We start from the raw sequence: 16,869 nt of genomic DNA on the forward strand, positions 1-16,869 counted from the left end.
ACTCAGGCCGTCGGCAAGGCCGCCGATGGCGGTTGCCGCCTTGATGCCCGTGTCGAGGGCATTGACGGACGGTGACACACCGGCCTCGGAGTTCGCCTTGACGCCTTCCGAGATACCCTTGACCTGCGCGCCTACGCCGGTCTTTAGGTTTGCACTTACGCTGTCGAAATAGCCTGTGTCCGCCATAACTGTCAGTTTTTATCGTTATTTAACTCGAAAATACAAATAGGCAGATGCAACAATGGCAATCACAATAATTACACCGAGCCAAAATCGGAATCCGGTTGGACCCAATAAGTCAAGAAAGAAATTTCCTCCCCAGCTTCCGGGTCTGGTGTATGTCCATTTCCAGTCGAATATCAGTCCGACAAGCCAAACCAATAGCAGAAAAATTACTACTAAGTACCCCACTTTAGGGTTCGCATAGGCATATTCGGTTGCATTAGTGAACAGCCCTTCAAGATTTCGCAATATGTTGTTCAGCCATTCCATTGTATTTTCCTAAATTTCTTTTATACTCATACAAATAATTCTCCCAGTTATCTCCTAACACTTTGGTCAGAACTTCATTTATTTCATCGTCACTGACCAGCTTGGAGCGTGCCGAACTGTTTAACAGGCTTAATAACAGGAGAGGATAAGAGGAGTTTTTTATCAGGTCTATGGAAAGTTTATCTGAAAGTCTGAAACCTTCCACATAGCATTCCGCAGCTAACGATTTCTCATAATTATTTTCCCGGCACCAACCACACAATCTCAATGCTTCACTTTGCATTAGGTAATCGTTGCATCTGGAGTATGCTTCAGCACCGCGATAGTACGTCTCTGCCGCTTCTTTCCAAAGCGACTCTCGTACATAGATGGAGGCTTTCCCCAATAAGGTGTTTCCAAGCAATCGGCAAGCTAAAGAGGGATCTAATTTTTCTTCCCCGATTTCAGCGGCTTCTACGGCTTTGTCGGCAAAGTACATGGCTGTCTTGTAGTCCTTACGGGAAATCTGGTCTGTATATAGAATTGTATATACGGTTACAAATTGACTGATCCAGTTAATGTCTTTCTTCACATTTTCGAGAGCGATATCGAGGCATTTCTTCGCAAATTCCTCTGTTTGCGCTGCGTTCCCTTTTTTCACACTGTTCATCAGTTTGATTAATGCCAGCCTGAAATTCGAGGCTGCCGGGTCGCTCTTGTCTTCATTCGCCGCTTGTTCCGCGAGTTGCTCCATTGCACCGTCTAAATCTATTGGTGGATAAATAGACACCGCGTCATTGGAGTGTTTGGCCATTAGTTTACCAAACTGTTCATAGTCTTTTATGTCGGATATCCCCCATACCATTTGCTTGTGGAATGGCAGAGCAAGAGCCTTTTCAAACCATTCACGACATCCGTCATAGTCGTATGTGTTCTTTAGGTTAAAGACAAAACTGCATTTCATATCAGTCCCTTTTACAAGGGATTCTGTCAGCTTGTTGAAGTTGGCAACTGCGACGGATGCATCGTTTTCCGCTTCTTCCGACTTATAATCAGCTATCCAATCAACACGTTCAAAGACAATATCTTCGGGTTTCTTTGAGTTATTCCAGTATTCTACTTGTTGTGCAATATACCCTACAACATCTTTTGAGAAATCGGTTCTGGAACTGAACGGAAGTTCTATGAGGAACACCATATCTTCCTCTTCGCTATCAAGGGCAAGCATATAGTCATAGAAAGCATCAAGCATACTTTCGTCTCCTGGATTGATGACGATACGGATTAACTTGACCGGTTTCCTGACTGCATCTTCCCATTGGTAGAGCATCTTGTCTGCTATTTGTTGTATGGCGTTGCTCATATGCTGTTAATTCAATTTGACAATAGTTCCGGCTACGGCTGTGGTTCCGGAAGAATCTATCGTAGCCTTTGTTGTACCGCTGACCGTGGCACTGCTGCTGCCGGTTGCTGTAAAATCAGTACTGGAGATATTATAATTGCTGCCTGCTGTACAATCAATATTTTCTGCCGATTGCGCAATATTGGCACCCGCGGACTCTGTTATGTCCTTTTCCGCATTAGATGATATATTGCCTTCGCTATCAATCATTATTTTGTTTTCTCCAACACATAAGGTGATGCTTTTAGAGGCAGATATTGTGATATTTCCTTCTCCGTCTGCCGTATAGCTGTTGCCTTCCTTATCTTTCATCATAACGCTTCCTTTTTCATCATCAAGCGTTATGGTACAACCGCTGCGGGTAGTCAGGCTTTTTGTTTTGTTTGAACTGCCGCCACCGGTGCCTGACTTTCCATGGAATAAGCTGCCAAGTACAAACGGACGGTTCGGGTCATCATATCTGAATGCCACCATGACTTGGTCTCCCTTTTCGGGTATGAATACAAATCCTCTGTTTGTGGCCACTTTGTCGCTTGTACCTGCGTCGGGAGTGAGCACCCGTATCCACGAGGTTTGCATCGGGCCGGTCTGCCAGTTCATCTTGACTTGGACGCGGCCTAACTTTTTCGGGTCCTCGTTGCTGACAACCACGGCCTGCTGTGTATGAGCGACAGGCAGAGGTACATCCGGGCATGGAAGGGTGGGAATAGAAGACGGAAGTGCGGTGAAATAGTTCTGGTAACTGTCACCCATACCGGCTACGTGGGTTATTTCCGTAATGATATAGGTGCCGATGCTATTTTTTACGTGGATACCTATTCCTGTATGGATAGCGGTATGAACATCTATGATACTGCCCACCGTAAGGATGCGGCAATCGCTTTCCCCGGTGATGAAACTGGATGCGGCGCTGTCGCTTTGCTGCCTGCGTTGGAAATAGGCGTCAAGTTCACCCTTATTGGTTATGCGCGGTTCCGCCCGTTGGACAGCGGGAGCGGTAAACAAAGCCAATGACGAGTCAAAGGCCGCTTGTCCCAATGTGTTTTGTCCGGCTGCGGTATCGGGGGATTGGCCGTTATAGGTCTGGTCGTTCACCGAATGGTAAGAACTTCCCTTTATTGGTCGGGCAAGTGTCTGCGAGCAGACATCGAGCACGGATAGTTCCTCGCCGTATGTCAGCTTGGTCGTCGAGCCGGCCTGTGGCTTCCCGAATACAAGGTTCTGTCCGTCGTAGTAGAGCCATTCCTGATATTGGCGGGCAAGCCGTTGTATGAATCTGAAGTTGGTTTCCTCGTACTGGCATTCGTATTCCAGCTTCGATTTTGTTTCCGGATTGACAAGAGCTTGCACTCCCGCCTTGTCTGTAAGTTCCTTAACGATGTCAGACAAGGATTTGTTGCACCATGAGGCACAAGTGTGGTCTGACTCCAGTAGGAATGTTGACGAATATCCCGTCACTTTTATATTTCCGTGTGTTCCACCGGAACGATGAAGTCCCACCATGGTGGCCACGCCGACAAAAACAGTGCCGCCGAAGTCCATGATTACTTTTTTTCCAACCCAGTCTTTTGATGCCTCCGGGATTTCCACACCATAGGCTTCTATGGCTTGGATATCCAGTGTTATCTCAAAGTAGTGATGCTCATTGATGCTCTGTTTGAGCATCAACTGCACAAACGACGGCATGGGTATGCCGGCTATTTCCAATGTGACTTTTTTTTGTTCCAGCATGGCGGCATTATATTTGACGGTTTATATCCAAATTGCCAAAGCCGCCCGGCGGAAGTCCGTCGGACGGCCTGACAAATGTTTTGATTTAGGATTTACCTATGTACGCCGATTTATTTCTTCGGCCAACGGTTGTCAAGAGCTGCGCTGCCGACGATGATTTCTTCAGCGGAGAACGTAATGGTGATTGTCATAGGCACATCGTTGTTCGCGTCCAGAGTTTCCGAGTAGTGAACGATGTATGCGTTCTTGAACTGGATCTCCTTCATCTTGGCATCTTCCTCCGTTTTTTTGTAGATAATCTTTCCTTCTACAGGTTTGAAAGGGCTGTTCAACATCGCTTCGATGACCGAAGTGTCTTCTGTTGATTCGATGGTTGCTTTTACTCTACCACCCAATACGCTTGAAGAGGGCATACCTTTAGGGTCCGTGTTACGACTAAACTCATAGTTTGAATAAAGGACGTCAAATTCCTTGTTGTTAAGTTCCAATGATGCTCTAAATGCCATAATACTTGGATTTAATGGGTTAAACTTAATTATTTTACTTCGGTTTCTCCGTCCTTGCGCCCTAACCGGTATAGATGCAAAAAAGAGAAAACCTCAAAAACGATTTTTTGAAATTTCCTCTCAGCCTCCGGATGACTCAGTTTTATTGTGGGAAAAAGAGAAGAAAATAAAACATCATCTTTGATGTGAGCAAATATAAGTGCTTATATTCATTTTTCCAAATTTTTTAGCGCGTTTTTTTGCTGTTGTTTTCATTTTAACACGTTTTAAACTAATGTTCGTGTATAAAGCCACTGTCCTATATGATTAGAAATACGCCCCGTTGATGATGTGTCGCTATTAAATTGATTCTCGGTATTGTAATAACACTTGTAGAAGAAGTTTTATCAGGAACGGACGAAACCGTCGGAAAGCAAACTGCTGCCGGAATGCAGAAAAACGGTATCCACCGCATGAAAGTGGCAGATACCGTTAGCAGATTGACTATACAGTCTGAATGTTTGCGGATGTCCTAATTCTTACGTCCATATCGGCAGATGAGCAATGAACTTAATACCAGGAGTGCAAGGGCAATCATCCATGTATAGATCTTCCGTTCCTTTTCCAAATGTTCGATGTCCGCCGCTTGTTGTTTGGAGCAAGTTGTCAGTATATTAATCTGGGATTGTTGTGCCTTGCAGATATCCATAAGTTCAGCATTAATCCGTTGCTGTGTCTCCAGCGAAGTTTGGATGTTCTTGAAGTTGCGGTTGGTCGTATATGCGTCACGGATATATCCGGGCGTGCTTACCTGTAACGAGGGAACTTGTATGCTGTCCGGAAGGTATGTCAGTTCTGCATTATTGCGCCGTTCCGTTGCGAAGCTGTTGAACAGGAGTATGCCAACAAGTGTGCCACTGATCAGAAAGGCTATTAATGCTATGATGGCAAACATTGTGTTTGATGATTTCGCGACAGGTTGTTGGTACTCTCGTTCAAGCCATGGATGATGGTTCATCGTGTGAGGCGGAATGGATGTTCCATACTCTACAGTCCGGACTTCGGCATTTTCTTCGGTCTCTTTTTTCTCAAGAGCCTTACGTCTTGATATATCCATAAATTCGCGCTTGGCAATCTGGTATTTATCCGCTTGATAAATTACAAGGTCGTTTTTTACCAGCCAGTCAAGAACGTCCTTGACACTCCGTTCTGATACCTTGAGGTTGCTGATGCTCCAAAATATTTCTGCACAAGATACCCATATTGGCTTCTGGAGGCACTTCTGATATAGGATTTCAAGAATCTCTGCCTGTAGTTGTTCTCTTGTTGGTTCCATTTTATTTACAGTATTAATTGTTTCGGAATAAAATAATATTTCTTGCCGGCGATGAATACAGGTCTGAAAAGGTTGCGTTGATACATGTCTTCCAGTCTCTTCATCTTTGAAATCAGGGCTGTATAGCCACTATTAAAGTCCGTCAGTTCAACCTTTCTTTTCTTTAGTTTCTTCACCTTTGTTGAATTTAAAAGGCTGTCATTGGCCATGACTCCCGTCTTACAATAGAAGATTTGAGCCAAATATGGATTTCTGGGCAATACTTTTCGATAGAAACTTCTGTTTATGCTTTTCTTTTGCCGGTTAAATTGCTTGCGAAGCACTCTTAGCTCCTTTTTCCCTATGTTATCTGAGAACTCCGGGAGCAGTCCCCTGTAGCTTTGCAGCAGTTCCATCACTTCCTTGTCATCGAGTAGATATCCATATTCGTACCCGTCCATTATACTGTCCGCTACGGAGGCCTTTATATAGTAGGTGTCATTCACGCTGTTTCTATCTATATCGTCAAGGCTCATACTGTCAGGATTTTCCGTATGATGGAATATATGCGTCAGTTCGGATGTGGGACGGCTTCTTAGGACACCTATATTTCGCTCATAATCTTTAAGTGAGTGCAACAGTAGGCTGTCCGTTTCGAAAGATTGCCATAATACGGAATCCAAGGCTGTTTCCAAAGCGTTGCTTTCCAGTCTGTTTCTACCTTTAGGGAATAAGATTCCTCCTACCGTAAGGCTGTTGTATGGAGCATCGTACAGGTATAAGTTGGCATCCGTAGCTTCTATGTTCTTGAACAGCTCCGTCTTTACCAGTCTGCTGTCTGCGATATAATTGGATATATGGTCTATGTATTTCGTAGAATGGCTGTCCAGAATGGATTTGGCCTGCAATAGGAAGTCCTGATAAGAAGTGCCTGATGCTCTGTCTATCTGGGCAAACAGAAGCCTTGCCGGTTGGGTTGCCAGCCACGAGAGTTGTTGCTCGTGCAAGGATAAAGTTTGTTTTGACCCTAAAATGACAAATACATTGTTGCTGAAACGGCTTTCGTCATCATAACGGGAGATTTGTTTGATAGCCCCGCCAAAACCGTAAAACGATGATTGTTCCTCTTGCTCGTTTTTCCGTTTGGAAGAAATGGATTGTTTGATATAGTCGAGCCAGGCTGAAAAGTCCTTGGTTGGGGCCAAATGTCTGTTTTCTCCGTTGGAGGATATGCAAGTTGCTGAGAAAGTGTAGTCATATCCGGGCTTCATTTTCAGCTTTAGGTTCTGTAGCACATTGATATATGGGGATAGATAAGGCAGGTCGGCATCATTGAACAGTACATGTATGTTCACGTTTTTGTTTTCCGCTTCCATCTTTCGGACATCGGAAACCATGATGTCTCCGCCTTTGATATTGATAATCTTATTCCAGTTCTTGTCCCAGACGGACAAAGGATAGTTCAGCCGGATATTCCCATTCGTTATAGGCCCTGCCGGGTTTCCATCCAGGTTGAACAACATCGTACCCTGAATATTCGCATTATGTAATGCCAACGTATCGGGATACATTAGGTTGACAGCACACAACAAAGAATCACGGTATCGTGAATAATCAATATGATACACCTCATTTTGGCCGACTTCTGCAAGAAGGTCAGCGGGAACCCACCCTAAAAAGCGTTTGGTACTGTCTGATAATGCGGGAACATTGGAAATCAATGCGGATTTGCCGCTCTTGTCTAACTTGTATAGGTAAACAACCTCTCCGCTGACAACTACCGCATCCGTTGTTGTTTTCAAAAACGGCTCTCCATATATTTTCAGGGTATCTCCATTGAAGAATTGATGGATATCGAACAGCTTGTTAATGCTGTTTATGCCTATACGGTACCTTATCGGCTGGTTGTTGCGGGGATTGATACGGGCATGGTCGTACATCAGTACATTTTCCGATGGTATCCATCCGGCATAATTGACTTTACGGGGTTCCTTAAAGTGTCTCTTGCTGTTATACAGGAAGCCTATTATCGACTTGGGCTTGCCTGTAATGTCTGGGTCAGCCTGAACGAGCTTGTAGGTTCCGTTCTTTTCACCTACTATGTAATAGGGTGTGCCAATCCCGTGTGAAGACCGCTTACGCTGGAAATACGGGTCTTCATAACTTTGATTTCCGGTCCTGTCCGAATAGACAATTCTGTTTGTCTTGCTTTTCTTTGTTTTGACAGGAGCGTCTGTTGATTCCGGATAATTGAATATATCCCTATCCATTATTTGTATTCTGTCGCGGATGGACACTTGGGCAGATACGTTGCACGCAAGAGTAATCATCACGGCCACAGAAAACAGATTTCGTATGAGATTCAGTTGTTTCATTTTTCAATATAACTTTGTGTCACATGGATGGACTTGACGCAATTCAAATCGTCAATTTTCACATCATCAATACTCACACGCTTTTTCCTGTTGCTTTCAAGAAAATGCAGTCCTTGGCAATAGCCGTTGAAGTCATTGTATTTTTCATCATTGATGACGACCACTACCTGGTCTGCATCAATACAAAAATATTTGTTACGGATATAATTCGTATGTTCGTAATAGACCGACTTTTGTGAGACTTTGGCGTCAGCTATGGCTTGCAAGTGTTTTTTAATATCATTCTGTACCAGTACCAACGAATCTACCGTGACCAGTTCCTCTGCTTTTTCAAAGCGTGGGAGAATGGTTATACGGTGCTTCACCGGATATTTCGTCGTATTGGTTTGTAATGAGATGGTGTATTCTCCCGGAATATCATACGAATACACGACTTGCTGCTCGTATGCGTCCACAGTACCGCTTTCTCCAAATTCCCATAGCCACGTGTCCATACCATAGCCTTCTGCCGAAAAGACCAGCTCTTCACCTTGATAACCCTCTGACACTCCATTTATACGGGGTATGGAATCAATGGCCTCATGCTCCAGTCCTGAGATAACTTTGATATACTTGTTTACGGAGTGTTTTCCGTCTATTTTCAAAGTAATAAGATATTTGCCGGCCTTACGGTAAGTGTATGACACATCCGTATTTCTCATCAGTGTATCACCGTTTCCCATTTCCCAAATGAGCCGCTTGCCTTTAATCGCTGCCGTATCGTTGACTAATAGCTCCAACCGCTCATTGACCTCATAATGAAAATTATCATTGGTGTCATACACATAAAAGTCAATATTGGCAAGGTGCGACTTCGAAGGCAGGAACAAAAACAAAAGGATACCTGCCATGGCAACCAGTCCCAATATGATGATTGTTATAGTTTTCTTATTATCCATCGCGAATGTTTTATAAATTGGCTTTACATTCTTCCAAATCCCGTTCAATCAGTGCATTGTTATGTACCAGACTGTTCAATTCCTCTTTTATGTCGAATTGGCATTTAAGCATTCTGGAGGACAACACGCCGAAAAGGAATTTCGTATTCATATTGTTTTCCTTGTATATATGCTGCAATTGGTAAATCCCATCCTTCACCTCGTCCATCTTTTGTACCTGATGAATGTTGAAGTCCAGAGAGTCAATCTCATTCCAGATGCTCTGCGCTTGCTGCATATGTGTATGCTGGATTTCAAAAATGCGTTCGGAATGGTTGATTTCGTTTATCAACTCCGAACTGTCCTCTGTCGGTACGTTGAGTATATACCGGCAAAGTATGATATAAATTGCGGCTACTGAGAAAATCAGCAGCAGGAGGAAACGGATGTTTCCCCATAGCATTTCGTCTTTTGTCATGGCTTCGTCAGTTTATTCTTGGTTAATTCCTGATATTTGATTCTACACTTTTCAAGTTGCTCCATGTTGCTTTCACGCTTTTTGCTTTCGCGGTCAAGGTCATCCATTGATGATTGGATGACACGGATCTGTTCAAGCATAGCTTTATACACTTCGTACTTGCTTTTATCGGCCTGCATTGCAATGTCATTTTCCATTAATAACCGTTTTTTGGTTATCAATTTTTGCATGTGCTTGTGTTCACTCGAATTTCGCCGCTTGGTCTTCAGATTGTTCAAGTCCCGGAACAATTCTTCTATCTGGAAGTTAAGTTCTGCCTGTTTCTTGAACACATTGTCATATTCGGCCTTCTTGCTTTCAAGAAGGGATATTCCCTTTTGTGCAGTCACAATCGTTACGATACCTCCGGTTGTGGTAACAATCAGTGCGATAGCGAATACCAAAGTAAATCGGAGCTTCGCTTTCAAACGAGCTTTTTTGTTTTCTGCTTCCATACTTGCTATGATTTAATCGCTCAACCTATAAATGACCATGATCGTTTCTTTTGAGCCTCTATTGTTTCGTGACTTTCGTCTCCTACTATAATATTCTCACGAACCATTCCGATGTATTCCAGTTCACTCATTTTGTGGAACATATTGCTGAGCAGTGTCACAAATGCCCCTGCCGTCTGCAATGACTGGTTTATATTGGTATGATCATACATAAGCTTGGTTAGGCTCTCTATCTTCGTGATAAATTCAGAGGGTGTGACATTGGTCCACTCATAGAAATATTGGAGCAATTGTTCTCTTTCCGTTTCAGAAAGACTTTGAAGAGCGGAGTTCAGACCGTTTGCAAGCTCATTCACGGCCTGCACAAGATATATCGGCGGTTGCTCTAAGGCGATTTGTTCGATAAAGAAGATTCTTGAGTTGTAAAAGGCCGAGAAAGCCTTACACAGCTCAAATGTATTATTGGCAAGCGTATCTCTACGCTTGTCAGCAACATTCCTGCTGTAAATGAGTTTCACGTCTTCTTTTATCGACTGTAGGGTACGTGCCAATTGGGAAATGAATGTTTTAATCCCATCGTGGCAAGCGGAATGTTGTACCGGTGGAATATATTGATGATTGATTTTATAGGTATTCCCTTGTCTGCATACCTCTGCCACCAGCAAAAAATTCTGGCTGTAGAAAGATTTGTTGACTTGGTTTCTGGGAACGATATGGAGTTTTATGCTCGGCAAGACATACGGGTGATGCAAAGGCACCTCTTCCGGGTCCGGTTCACCGACAGGTATCAAGTGATACGGATCTACGGATATTAGTACCATATACTCGCTGTCCTCGGCTTGCAGACCGGATTCTGAAATGGTTGCACAGGGTTTCTCATCCCCGTATAAACCGTCGTAATAAACGATGGGCAGACCGCCTTTGGTGATAGCGTTACAGCTTTTCAGGCGGACACAGAGAGTGGACATGGTATCACCTGAAATCTCTATTTCAAGATTGTCACCTATCCCTTCAAGGACCTCTCCAAGACCATAGTTATAACTGGTCAGACTCCTTCCTGCTTCGCGGTTGAGAGCTTCCGTTTGGCAATACTGGTTTGCAAAGAAATGCTGGCTGGTCAGCTTCAGACCATTGACCCAGTTTACAGGCAAATATGTTAGTGTTTTCATATATTATGATGTTTTTGTTTCTACTTGTACACGTCGGATATATATCGTTTGATTATTCTTAATCTTATTGCCCTCACTCGTCAGAGTGGGGTCAAGTATTCTTATGAACAACGGGAAGTTAAACCATTTTGAGGTATAGAACATCCATCCGATTTGCATATCTTCCTTCTCTGTTTCAATCTTGTTTTGGGGGAAACGCCTGTTTTGGTCTTCGATAACCCAATTGAACCAATTCCCAAGAGATATTTCATTGGGCAGGCGGACAACCAACGAAGCGTATGTCGGGTCTTTTATATTCCGTTTGATCTTGACTTTGACCGTTCGGAAGCCGAAGTTGTCTATGTTGTCCCAATATTTCCGGTCAAAGGTACCATAGCTCAATTCCCATGGGGTATATATCGGATGCGGGATGTCCAGGAACAGGGTTCTGCTGTACATAATCAGATATGGGATTGCAAACCACAGGATATTTGTTGTGTTCCATAGCGAATAAGGTAGCTTGCTTATCAGTTCAAACAGCAGATAGTAGCACCATCCGCCTAAAGCGCATATTGTGGTTAGAGTGAGAATAACCGCTGTTCGGGAACTGCCAATACCGATTGCTCCGAACAAATCGGAGGTTGACAGTTTGCAGAACAATGCTCCAAGGAGGATATAGGACAATATCGTGAATGTCAAGCCTCCCCAGACGTATTCGTTTTTTAGGAAACCGAACAGGCTGGGTAAAGCGACGGCAATGGAAGCCAGAAGAATGAATATGATTAATTTCTTCAGGCTAAGTTTGCTCTTGATCGTTTTTATTCCGGTCAAGACAAATATCATCACGGCTACAAATAATGGAGCCAATAAATAACGTGCAAAGAAATATAGCAATATCTTCATATTATTAGATTTTTCATAAGTTCATATTATATCCTAATCGGTTTTCTCCGAGTATAAAATCCGTTTCTCCACGTACCAGATAATCAACTTCGATATTTCTTGTTGAAAGGATGAAAAATTCAAGTATCCGGCGGACATTGGATAGATGCGTTTTTACCTCCTCATAGTCATCTGTCGGAGTATCAAGGATGATTGTCGCCGTCAAATCATCGGTTTCGCTTATCATTAGACCATTAAGGCCTAATGTCTGTCCGACACATCCGGAACCGACGGAAAGGTAAACCGTTTCATCAATCTCATGGACTTCCAGTCGCAGTTTCACCTTCAATCCCAAAACGATAAGAAGCAGTTGCTCGATAGCAGGCAGGTTCTCTTTATACCGTTCTGCATTGCAGAGGAATAGGAACAGCTTATATTTCTGATGGGAAGTAATGGATAGTTCGACATTTTCCATTACTTCAATCATCTTGATGAAGTTCTTCTTGGAGTCCGGGTCTGAAAAGAAATTCAGATGGCGGTTATTGATACGGACCTTTTCTTTGAAAAACTCTGTATCAAAGGGTGCAAAGAATTGTATAAGCTCTTTATCCTGTTTTTCATTGGCTCGGATGGCTTCAACTATCTCCTTGTTGCTCATGCCCGGTGTGCTAAGCACCAATGGATGAAATAGTAATTCCGGCAATTGATGATAGATGCTGTTTCTTGCCAGATTCAGCAATATATATTCTTTGTCGGCATTTGTCGCCGCGATATGCTGTACCGAAACACTTAATACATCTCTGGATTTCACACGACTGTTCATACCATGGCAATTAACCATAGTATGGTCCAACAGCCGCCGGTCAAGAATAAATTGAAGTTCATCATAAAAGATTTCTGCGACAAAATTTATTGCCTGACTTCGTTGGATGCTTTCCAAGGGTTTCTTTTGCGCTAACATTGTTCCCATATCAGTTCACCGTTTCGATAGTTTATGACGATGTTGTCACCCGACTTGATTTGCTCAGAGACAATCAGACGAGATACGGACTTCTTGATATAAGTTCTTATGACTCCTGCTATCGGACGTGCGCCGTATTTGGGAGAATACCCTTTGTTTGCCAGATGTTGCAATGCTTCATCCGACAAATTCAACTGGATGTTTTTCTGTTTCATCAGTTGTTCTTGCAATCTTCCAAAATGGAGGTTGAATATCTGTTTGGCGACATTTTCATCTATTGGCGCAAACGGAACCACCTCGGTGAGACGTCCCAAAAATTCAGGTCGGAAATACTGTGCCATAACCTCGATGAGCTTTCCGGAATCAGGAGTATGTCCGGATTGTATTTGTTCCACAATCCACTGGCTTCCGATATTGGAGGTGAAAATGATTATGGAATTTGAAAAATCTCCTTCCCGGCCCAGTTTATCATGTATCTTGCCTTCATCCATCATTTGCAGGAAAACATCATAAACGCTGCTATGGGCTTTCTCAATCTCATCGAATAACACTACCGAATAAGGTTTCTGTCTGATTTGAGTGACCAGTAAACCACCTTCCTCATATCCTACATATCCCGGAGGTGCACCATACAGCAATGCAGCCGAATGTTCTTCCTTGAACTCGGACATGTCAAATCTGATCATGGCTGATTCGTCATCAAACAGTAACTCGGCCAGTGATTTTGTGAGTTCTGTTTTTCCCGTTCCGGTAGGGCCAAGGAAGAAGAATGAACCTATAGGCTTCTTGGGGTCACTCAGTCCGCTGCGTGATTCTATAATGGCATCTGATAAAGTCGTAATGGCCCGGTTCTGTCCTTTGACCCGTTCTTGCAATTTGCTCTCGATGCTCAAAAGTCGATCCTTCTCGCGGGCTTGTATTTTTCCGATAGGTATATTGGTGCACTCCGCTACAATCGCCTCTATTTCCGAAGAGCGTATCTCTTCAATAGACTGGTCGGATAGTGCCTTTAATTCTTTGATGATGCCCGACAAACGTCCTGCTTTTATCGCGATGTCATCTTCTTTATCCCATACATAGTTGTCTGACAGTTTGGTGGTCAATACGACACTGATTTTGCTGAATACAGAACGGTATAGTAAGTAAAGCGGCCCTTCAGATATTTTTTCGTCGAGATTCTTTATTTCCTCAAAATCCGCTTCCAAATCAGAAACACTGGCTCGTGCATTCTTATTGCATAGCCGGACGGCAGCAGCGGTTCTGTCAAGCAGGTCGATGGCGGCATATGGCAGGCTGCGTTCCTTAAAATATCGTTTGGAGAGTGCGATTGAATCTTTAATACACGCATCTGAAATTCTCAGCTCGTAATAGTTTTCAATCCTTTTTTTATGTAATTGTATGGCACTTTCAAGTGTAGCCGTATCCAGTTCTTCAATCTTTATGATATCAAGACGCCCTTCTATCGGATGCTTTTCGATGTTCTTCCGGTAAGAATCGTTCGTGAGTGTGAGAACAAGATTTGCGGCTCCCTCGCTGATTTGCGCACTTAATATGTTGATAAGTGTGGATGCTTTGCCTGATACGCTGTTCTCCAAAAGGACCTGTAAATCATCAATCACCAGCACAGCTTGTTCCAATTGGTTGAGTTTGTGCATCAGATTGACAACTTTTTGTGCTATCTCCGTTTCAGACGAGGTTGATGCGAGCAGTTTTGCCGTATTGAGTCCGACAATAGATATTTGCTTTAACATCTCGTCTTCATTCTCACAGATATCTTTGACAAAGGCGTTGATGATGGAACTCTTCCCGATACCGGATTCACCGACAATCAGTATGCCCTTGTTCTCTGAGCGTTCGAGGCATTCTAAAATAGTACGGACCTCTTTTTCCCTACCGACGACAAAGCCACCGGCATTGATGGTTTCTTGCTTTTTTAGGTTGTCGGCATAAGGAACGCTTGCTGTTATCTGCATTTCCTCTCCTTGATAAGAATGCAACGGGGTAAGGGCATTGTAGTGGGACAATATGTCATCTTCCGAAACATCCAGCATCTCTATCTGCTGATGCGAATATACGACACCTTCACGCAATATGGCGGTAAACACACAGATGGAGTCTATGGAATCCGCTCCTAATTTAATTTTAGACCGTTCGGACTCATCCAAGACTTTTGACACTTCTTCGTCAGGCTCCACTTCTTCTGTGGAAGTGCCACTGGACCTATACATTTCGCGGTGGGTGTCAAACCATTCCATTATGTAGCCGACATCCTTCTGCATCGAGGATAAAATTTCTTTTAGACCCGTGTTTTCTGCAAACATGGCCATGACAAGATGTGACACGCCGAACGTGTTATGCTTGTCTTGAAGTGCCATTCCTCTTGCTATCTTAAGGGCAGACACCAAACTTGGACTATAATTGCTATCATTCATACGAATTTGATTTTATAGTTTGAATTACATACAGAGCGTTCAGTCAAATCTTTTTCAAGATAATGGGCCAATTCTTCCAGATTGGGAATTTCATCTTTATCAAATTGTCCAAGTTTTATCTTGACCTCTGTCACTCTGATTAATCCTTTTTTGCTGTCAGGAGATATAGCTACGCCATTACCGACTTCGACTGATTCAACATGTTTTCCCAGCTTGTGAAACAAGTAGCTTTTGATGTCTTCTTTAGATATAATCCGTTCCCGGGACAACAGACCATACCTTAAACTATTAATAAGTTCCTGTTCGCTATCATGCGTTGTTCCTCCTTGCATACAAGTGCGCAACATGATGCCTGAAGCGTCATATTTTTCTATGTTGAATTGCTGTATCAATGTGCGTTCATTGAAACCGTTCGCCAGAGATCCGGAAGTCACCCAATATTTTATCTCGGCATTGGTCGCATCCTTTTGTGGGACACTTAAAACAAAGGCCTTTATTTTGTTATCTCCTTTTAGCGTGGCCTCCAATCCTTTCTCTATATCATTTATCTTGTTGAACAACTCTTTGAGCTGCGTCGAAAGTGCATCCGGATTCATTGAAGCAAAAGCACTCCCGTCTTCTTTCATTAATTGTAACACTTTTGAAATTAATGAGCGGGCACTGTCCGAATCAAATCGTTCAAGGTCGCCAAAATACAGACTGAATATACCTGTCGGATTTTCCTCATACTGGTTCAGTCGGTTTACATATTCCCGGCCTTTGTTGTCTTGAAACGAGCGTATGTTCAAGAATTGTGTACGGCCCGGACATTTCAGGGGTATAATTCGTCCGGTGGAACGGAAATTATGCTGTTTGTAAACGATTTGTCTGTTTACAACCGGAAATGTGTTCAAATATACTTCCAGATTTTCAAGACTTTCTTTCGTGAATATTTCCGGAAAGACTATCTTGACCCAAAAGAGATTCTCAGAGTCATCCGGGACCTCGCAGTCGGCCACATAACCGGGAAACATTTCTCGGTAGGTATGTTTCTCTTTGGAAGCATCTTTTATACTCACATTAAAATATAGGTCACTATAAAAATCGCGGATTTCATCAAAGTAGTGCGCATTACTATATGGATCTTCAACATGAAGGCCTGTTTTTGCATTCAATCGGTTTCCTGTGCAGTCATAGAAGAAAGCCATATTCATAAACGGAAGCAACCCCATATCGGAAGGCTTGATACAAAACATTACAGAGTCCATTTTTTGCAGGACTTCTTTAGACACATCCAGCCCGACCCAGACGCAATAATCCGCTATCCGGTTTTTAGGGCCAAGGAAGCGTGTTGGAGTGCTAAAGCTATCGGTTGAATGCCTTATACTATCGTTGTATGCGATTGCTTTGACTTTTGCATCAACCAGTTTATAGGAAAACAAAGGGGTTATAAAGACTTGAATATCCCCTTTGCCAAATATGTTTTTCTCTGCATAAAAGTGATCTTCGGCATCAAGTTCGCAACATTCCCCATGATTGGGGGTAATAGTCATAAGCGCATGGGCCGGCTTTGGCAGCGACCATTTGTTTCCTATGAGTATTCTGGACAGGCGGTGAAGTATCCGTGAATCGGACTGATCTATTTCTTGATGCAGCTTGTTGGACTCATGGGCAAAAACTTCAAGCAGCAAATCTATCACGGGGTCCATATCGCGTATATCGGATACACCCCAAAACTCCATAGCCTGCTTTAATATTCGTTCCTTTATTGCGATTTGTTTCTTGTCTGACATAGTTCG

The 16,869-nt window shown here is 43.2% G+C and carries 15 protein-coding genes; all 15 read right to left on the bottom strand.

The window, feature by feature from the left end; genetic code table 11:
* Positions 1 to 186 (bottom strand): hypothetical protein (locus DW036_RS25890; protein WP_233560260.1); only part of this gene is annotated, 186 nt, incomplete at its 3' end.
* 18 nt (positions 187 to 204) lie between these two features.
* Positions 205 to 492 (bottom strand): immunity 17 family protein, encoded by a 288-nt coding sequence (locus DW036_RS02765; protein ID WP_118356363.1) that lies wholly within the window; start codon positions 490 to 492, stop codon positions 205 to 207.
* Complete coding sequence (locus DW036_RS02770; protein ID WP_032555610.1) at positions 458 to 1,834, bottom strand: hypothetical protein; 1,377 nt, start codon at positions 1,832 to 1,834, stop codon at positions 458 to 460. Before DW036_RS02770 ends, DW036_RS02765 begins: the two co-directional genes overlap by 35 nt.
* A 6-nt stretch (positions 1,835 to 1,840) precedes the next feature.
* The gene (locus tag DW036_RS02775) at positions 1,841 to 3,604 is read right to left on the bottom strand and encodes a type VI secretion system Vgr family protein (RefSeq protein WP_032589195.1); all 1,764 of its coding nucleotides are present in this window, start codon (positions 3,602 to 3,604) and stop codon (positions 1,841 to 1,843) included.
* 110 nt (positions 3,605 to 3,714) lie between these two features.
* Positions 3,715 to 4,110 (bottom strand): type VI secretion system tube protein TssD, encoded by a 396-nt coding sequence (gene tssD, locus DW036_RS02780; RefSeq protein ID WP_004310139.1) that lies wholly within the window; start codon positions 4,108 to 4,110, stop codon positions 3,715 to 3,717.
* A 511-nt stretch (positions 4,111 to 4,621) separates the two neighbouring features.
* On the bottom strand, positions 4,622 to 5,425 hold the full coding sequence (locus tag DW036_RS02785; protein ID WP_117720364.1) for a DUF5457 domain-containing protein: 804 nt from the start codon (positions 5,423 to 5,425) through the stop codon (positions 4,622 to 4,624).
* 5 nt (positions 5,426 to 5,430) lie between these two features.
* Positions 5,431 to 7,779 carry a type VI secretion system protein TssR domain-containing protein gene (gene tssR / locus DW036_RS02790; protein ID WP_118356362.1) on the bottom strand — a complete coding sequence of 783 codons (2,349 nt, stop codon included), beginning with the start codon at positions 7,777 to 7,779 and terminating at the stop codon, positions 5,431 to 5,433.
* The gene (locus DW036_RS02795; protein ID WP_004310142.1) at positions 7,776 to 8,717 is read right to left on the bottom strand and encodes a PKD domain-containing protein; all 942 of its coding nucleotides are present in this window, start codon (positions 8,715 to 8,717) and stop codon (positions 7,776 to 7,778) included. The genes tssR and DW036_RS02795 overlap by 4 nt, the downstream gene beginning before the upstream one ends.
* 10 nt (positions 8,718 to 8,727) lie before the next feature.
* Positions 8,728 to 9,174, bottom strand: a complete 447-nt coding sequence (gene tssO / locus DW036_RS02800) for a type VI secretion system TssO (RefSeq protein ID WP_005777315.1) — start codon at positions 9,172 to 9,174, stop codon at positions 8,728 to 8,730.
* The gene (locus tag DW036_RS02805) at positions 9,171 to 9,668 is read right to left on the bottom strand and encodes a type VI secretion system TssO (protein ID WP_004310144.1); all 498 of its coding nucleotides are present in this window, start codon (positions 9,666 to 9,668) and stop codon (positions 9,171 to 9,173) included. Before DW036_RS02805 ends, tssO begins: the two co-directional genes overlap by 4 nt.
* Before the next feature lie 20 nt (positions 9,669 to 9,688).
* On the bottom strand, positions 9,689 to 10,837 hold the full coding sequence (locus DW036_RS02810) for a hypothetical protein (protein WP_004322091.1): 1,149 nt from the start codon (positions 10,835 to 10,837) through the stop codon (positions 9,689 to 9,691).
* Positions 10,838 to 10,840: 3 nt separating this feature from the next.
* On the bottom strand, positions 10,841 to 11,719 hold the full coding sequence (locus DW036_RS02815) for a TssN family type VI secretion system protein (protein WP_004322089.1): 879 nt from the start codon (positions 11,717 to 11,719) through the stop codon (positions 10,841 to 10,843).
* Positions 11,720 to 11,732: 13 nt separating this feature from the next.
* Entirely contained in the window at positions 11,733 to 12,668 is a 936-nt protein-coding gene (locus DW036_RS02820) for a hypothetical protein (RefSeq protein ID WP_005777320.1), read from the bottom strand.
* Complete coding sequence (locus tag DW036_RS02825; RefSeq protein WP_118356361.1) at positions 12,653 to 15,091, bottom strand: AAA family ATPase; 2,439 nt, start codon at positions 15,089 to 15,091, stop codon at positions 12,653 to 12,655. Before DW036_RS02825 ends, DW036_RS02820 begins: the two co-directional genes overlap by 16 nt.
* Positions 15,088 to 16,863, bottom strand: a complete 1,776-nt coding sequence (locus DW036_RS02830; protein WP_118356360.1) for a type VI secretion system baseplate subunit TssF — start codon at positions 16,861 to 16,863, stop codon at positions 15,088 to 15,090. Before DW036_RS02830 ends, DW036_RS02825 begins: the two co-directional genes overlap by 4 nt.
* Between the last annotated feature and the right edge of the window lie 6 nt (positions 16,864 to 16,869).

The sequence above is a fragment of the Bacteroides sp. AF39-11AC genome (assembly GCF_003474285.1).
In the GTDB taxonomy this organism is placed as follows: domain Bacteria; phylum Bacteroidota; class Bacteroidia; order Bacteroidales; family Bacteroidaceae; genus Bacteroides.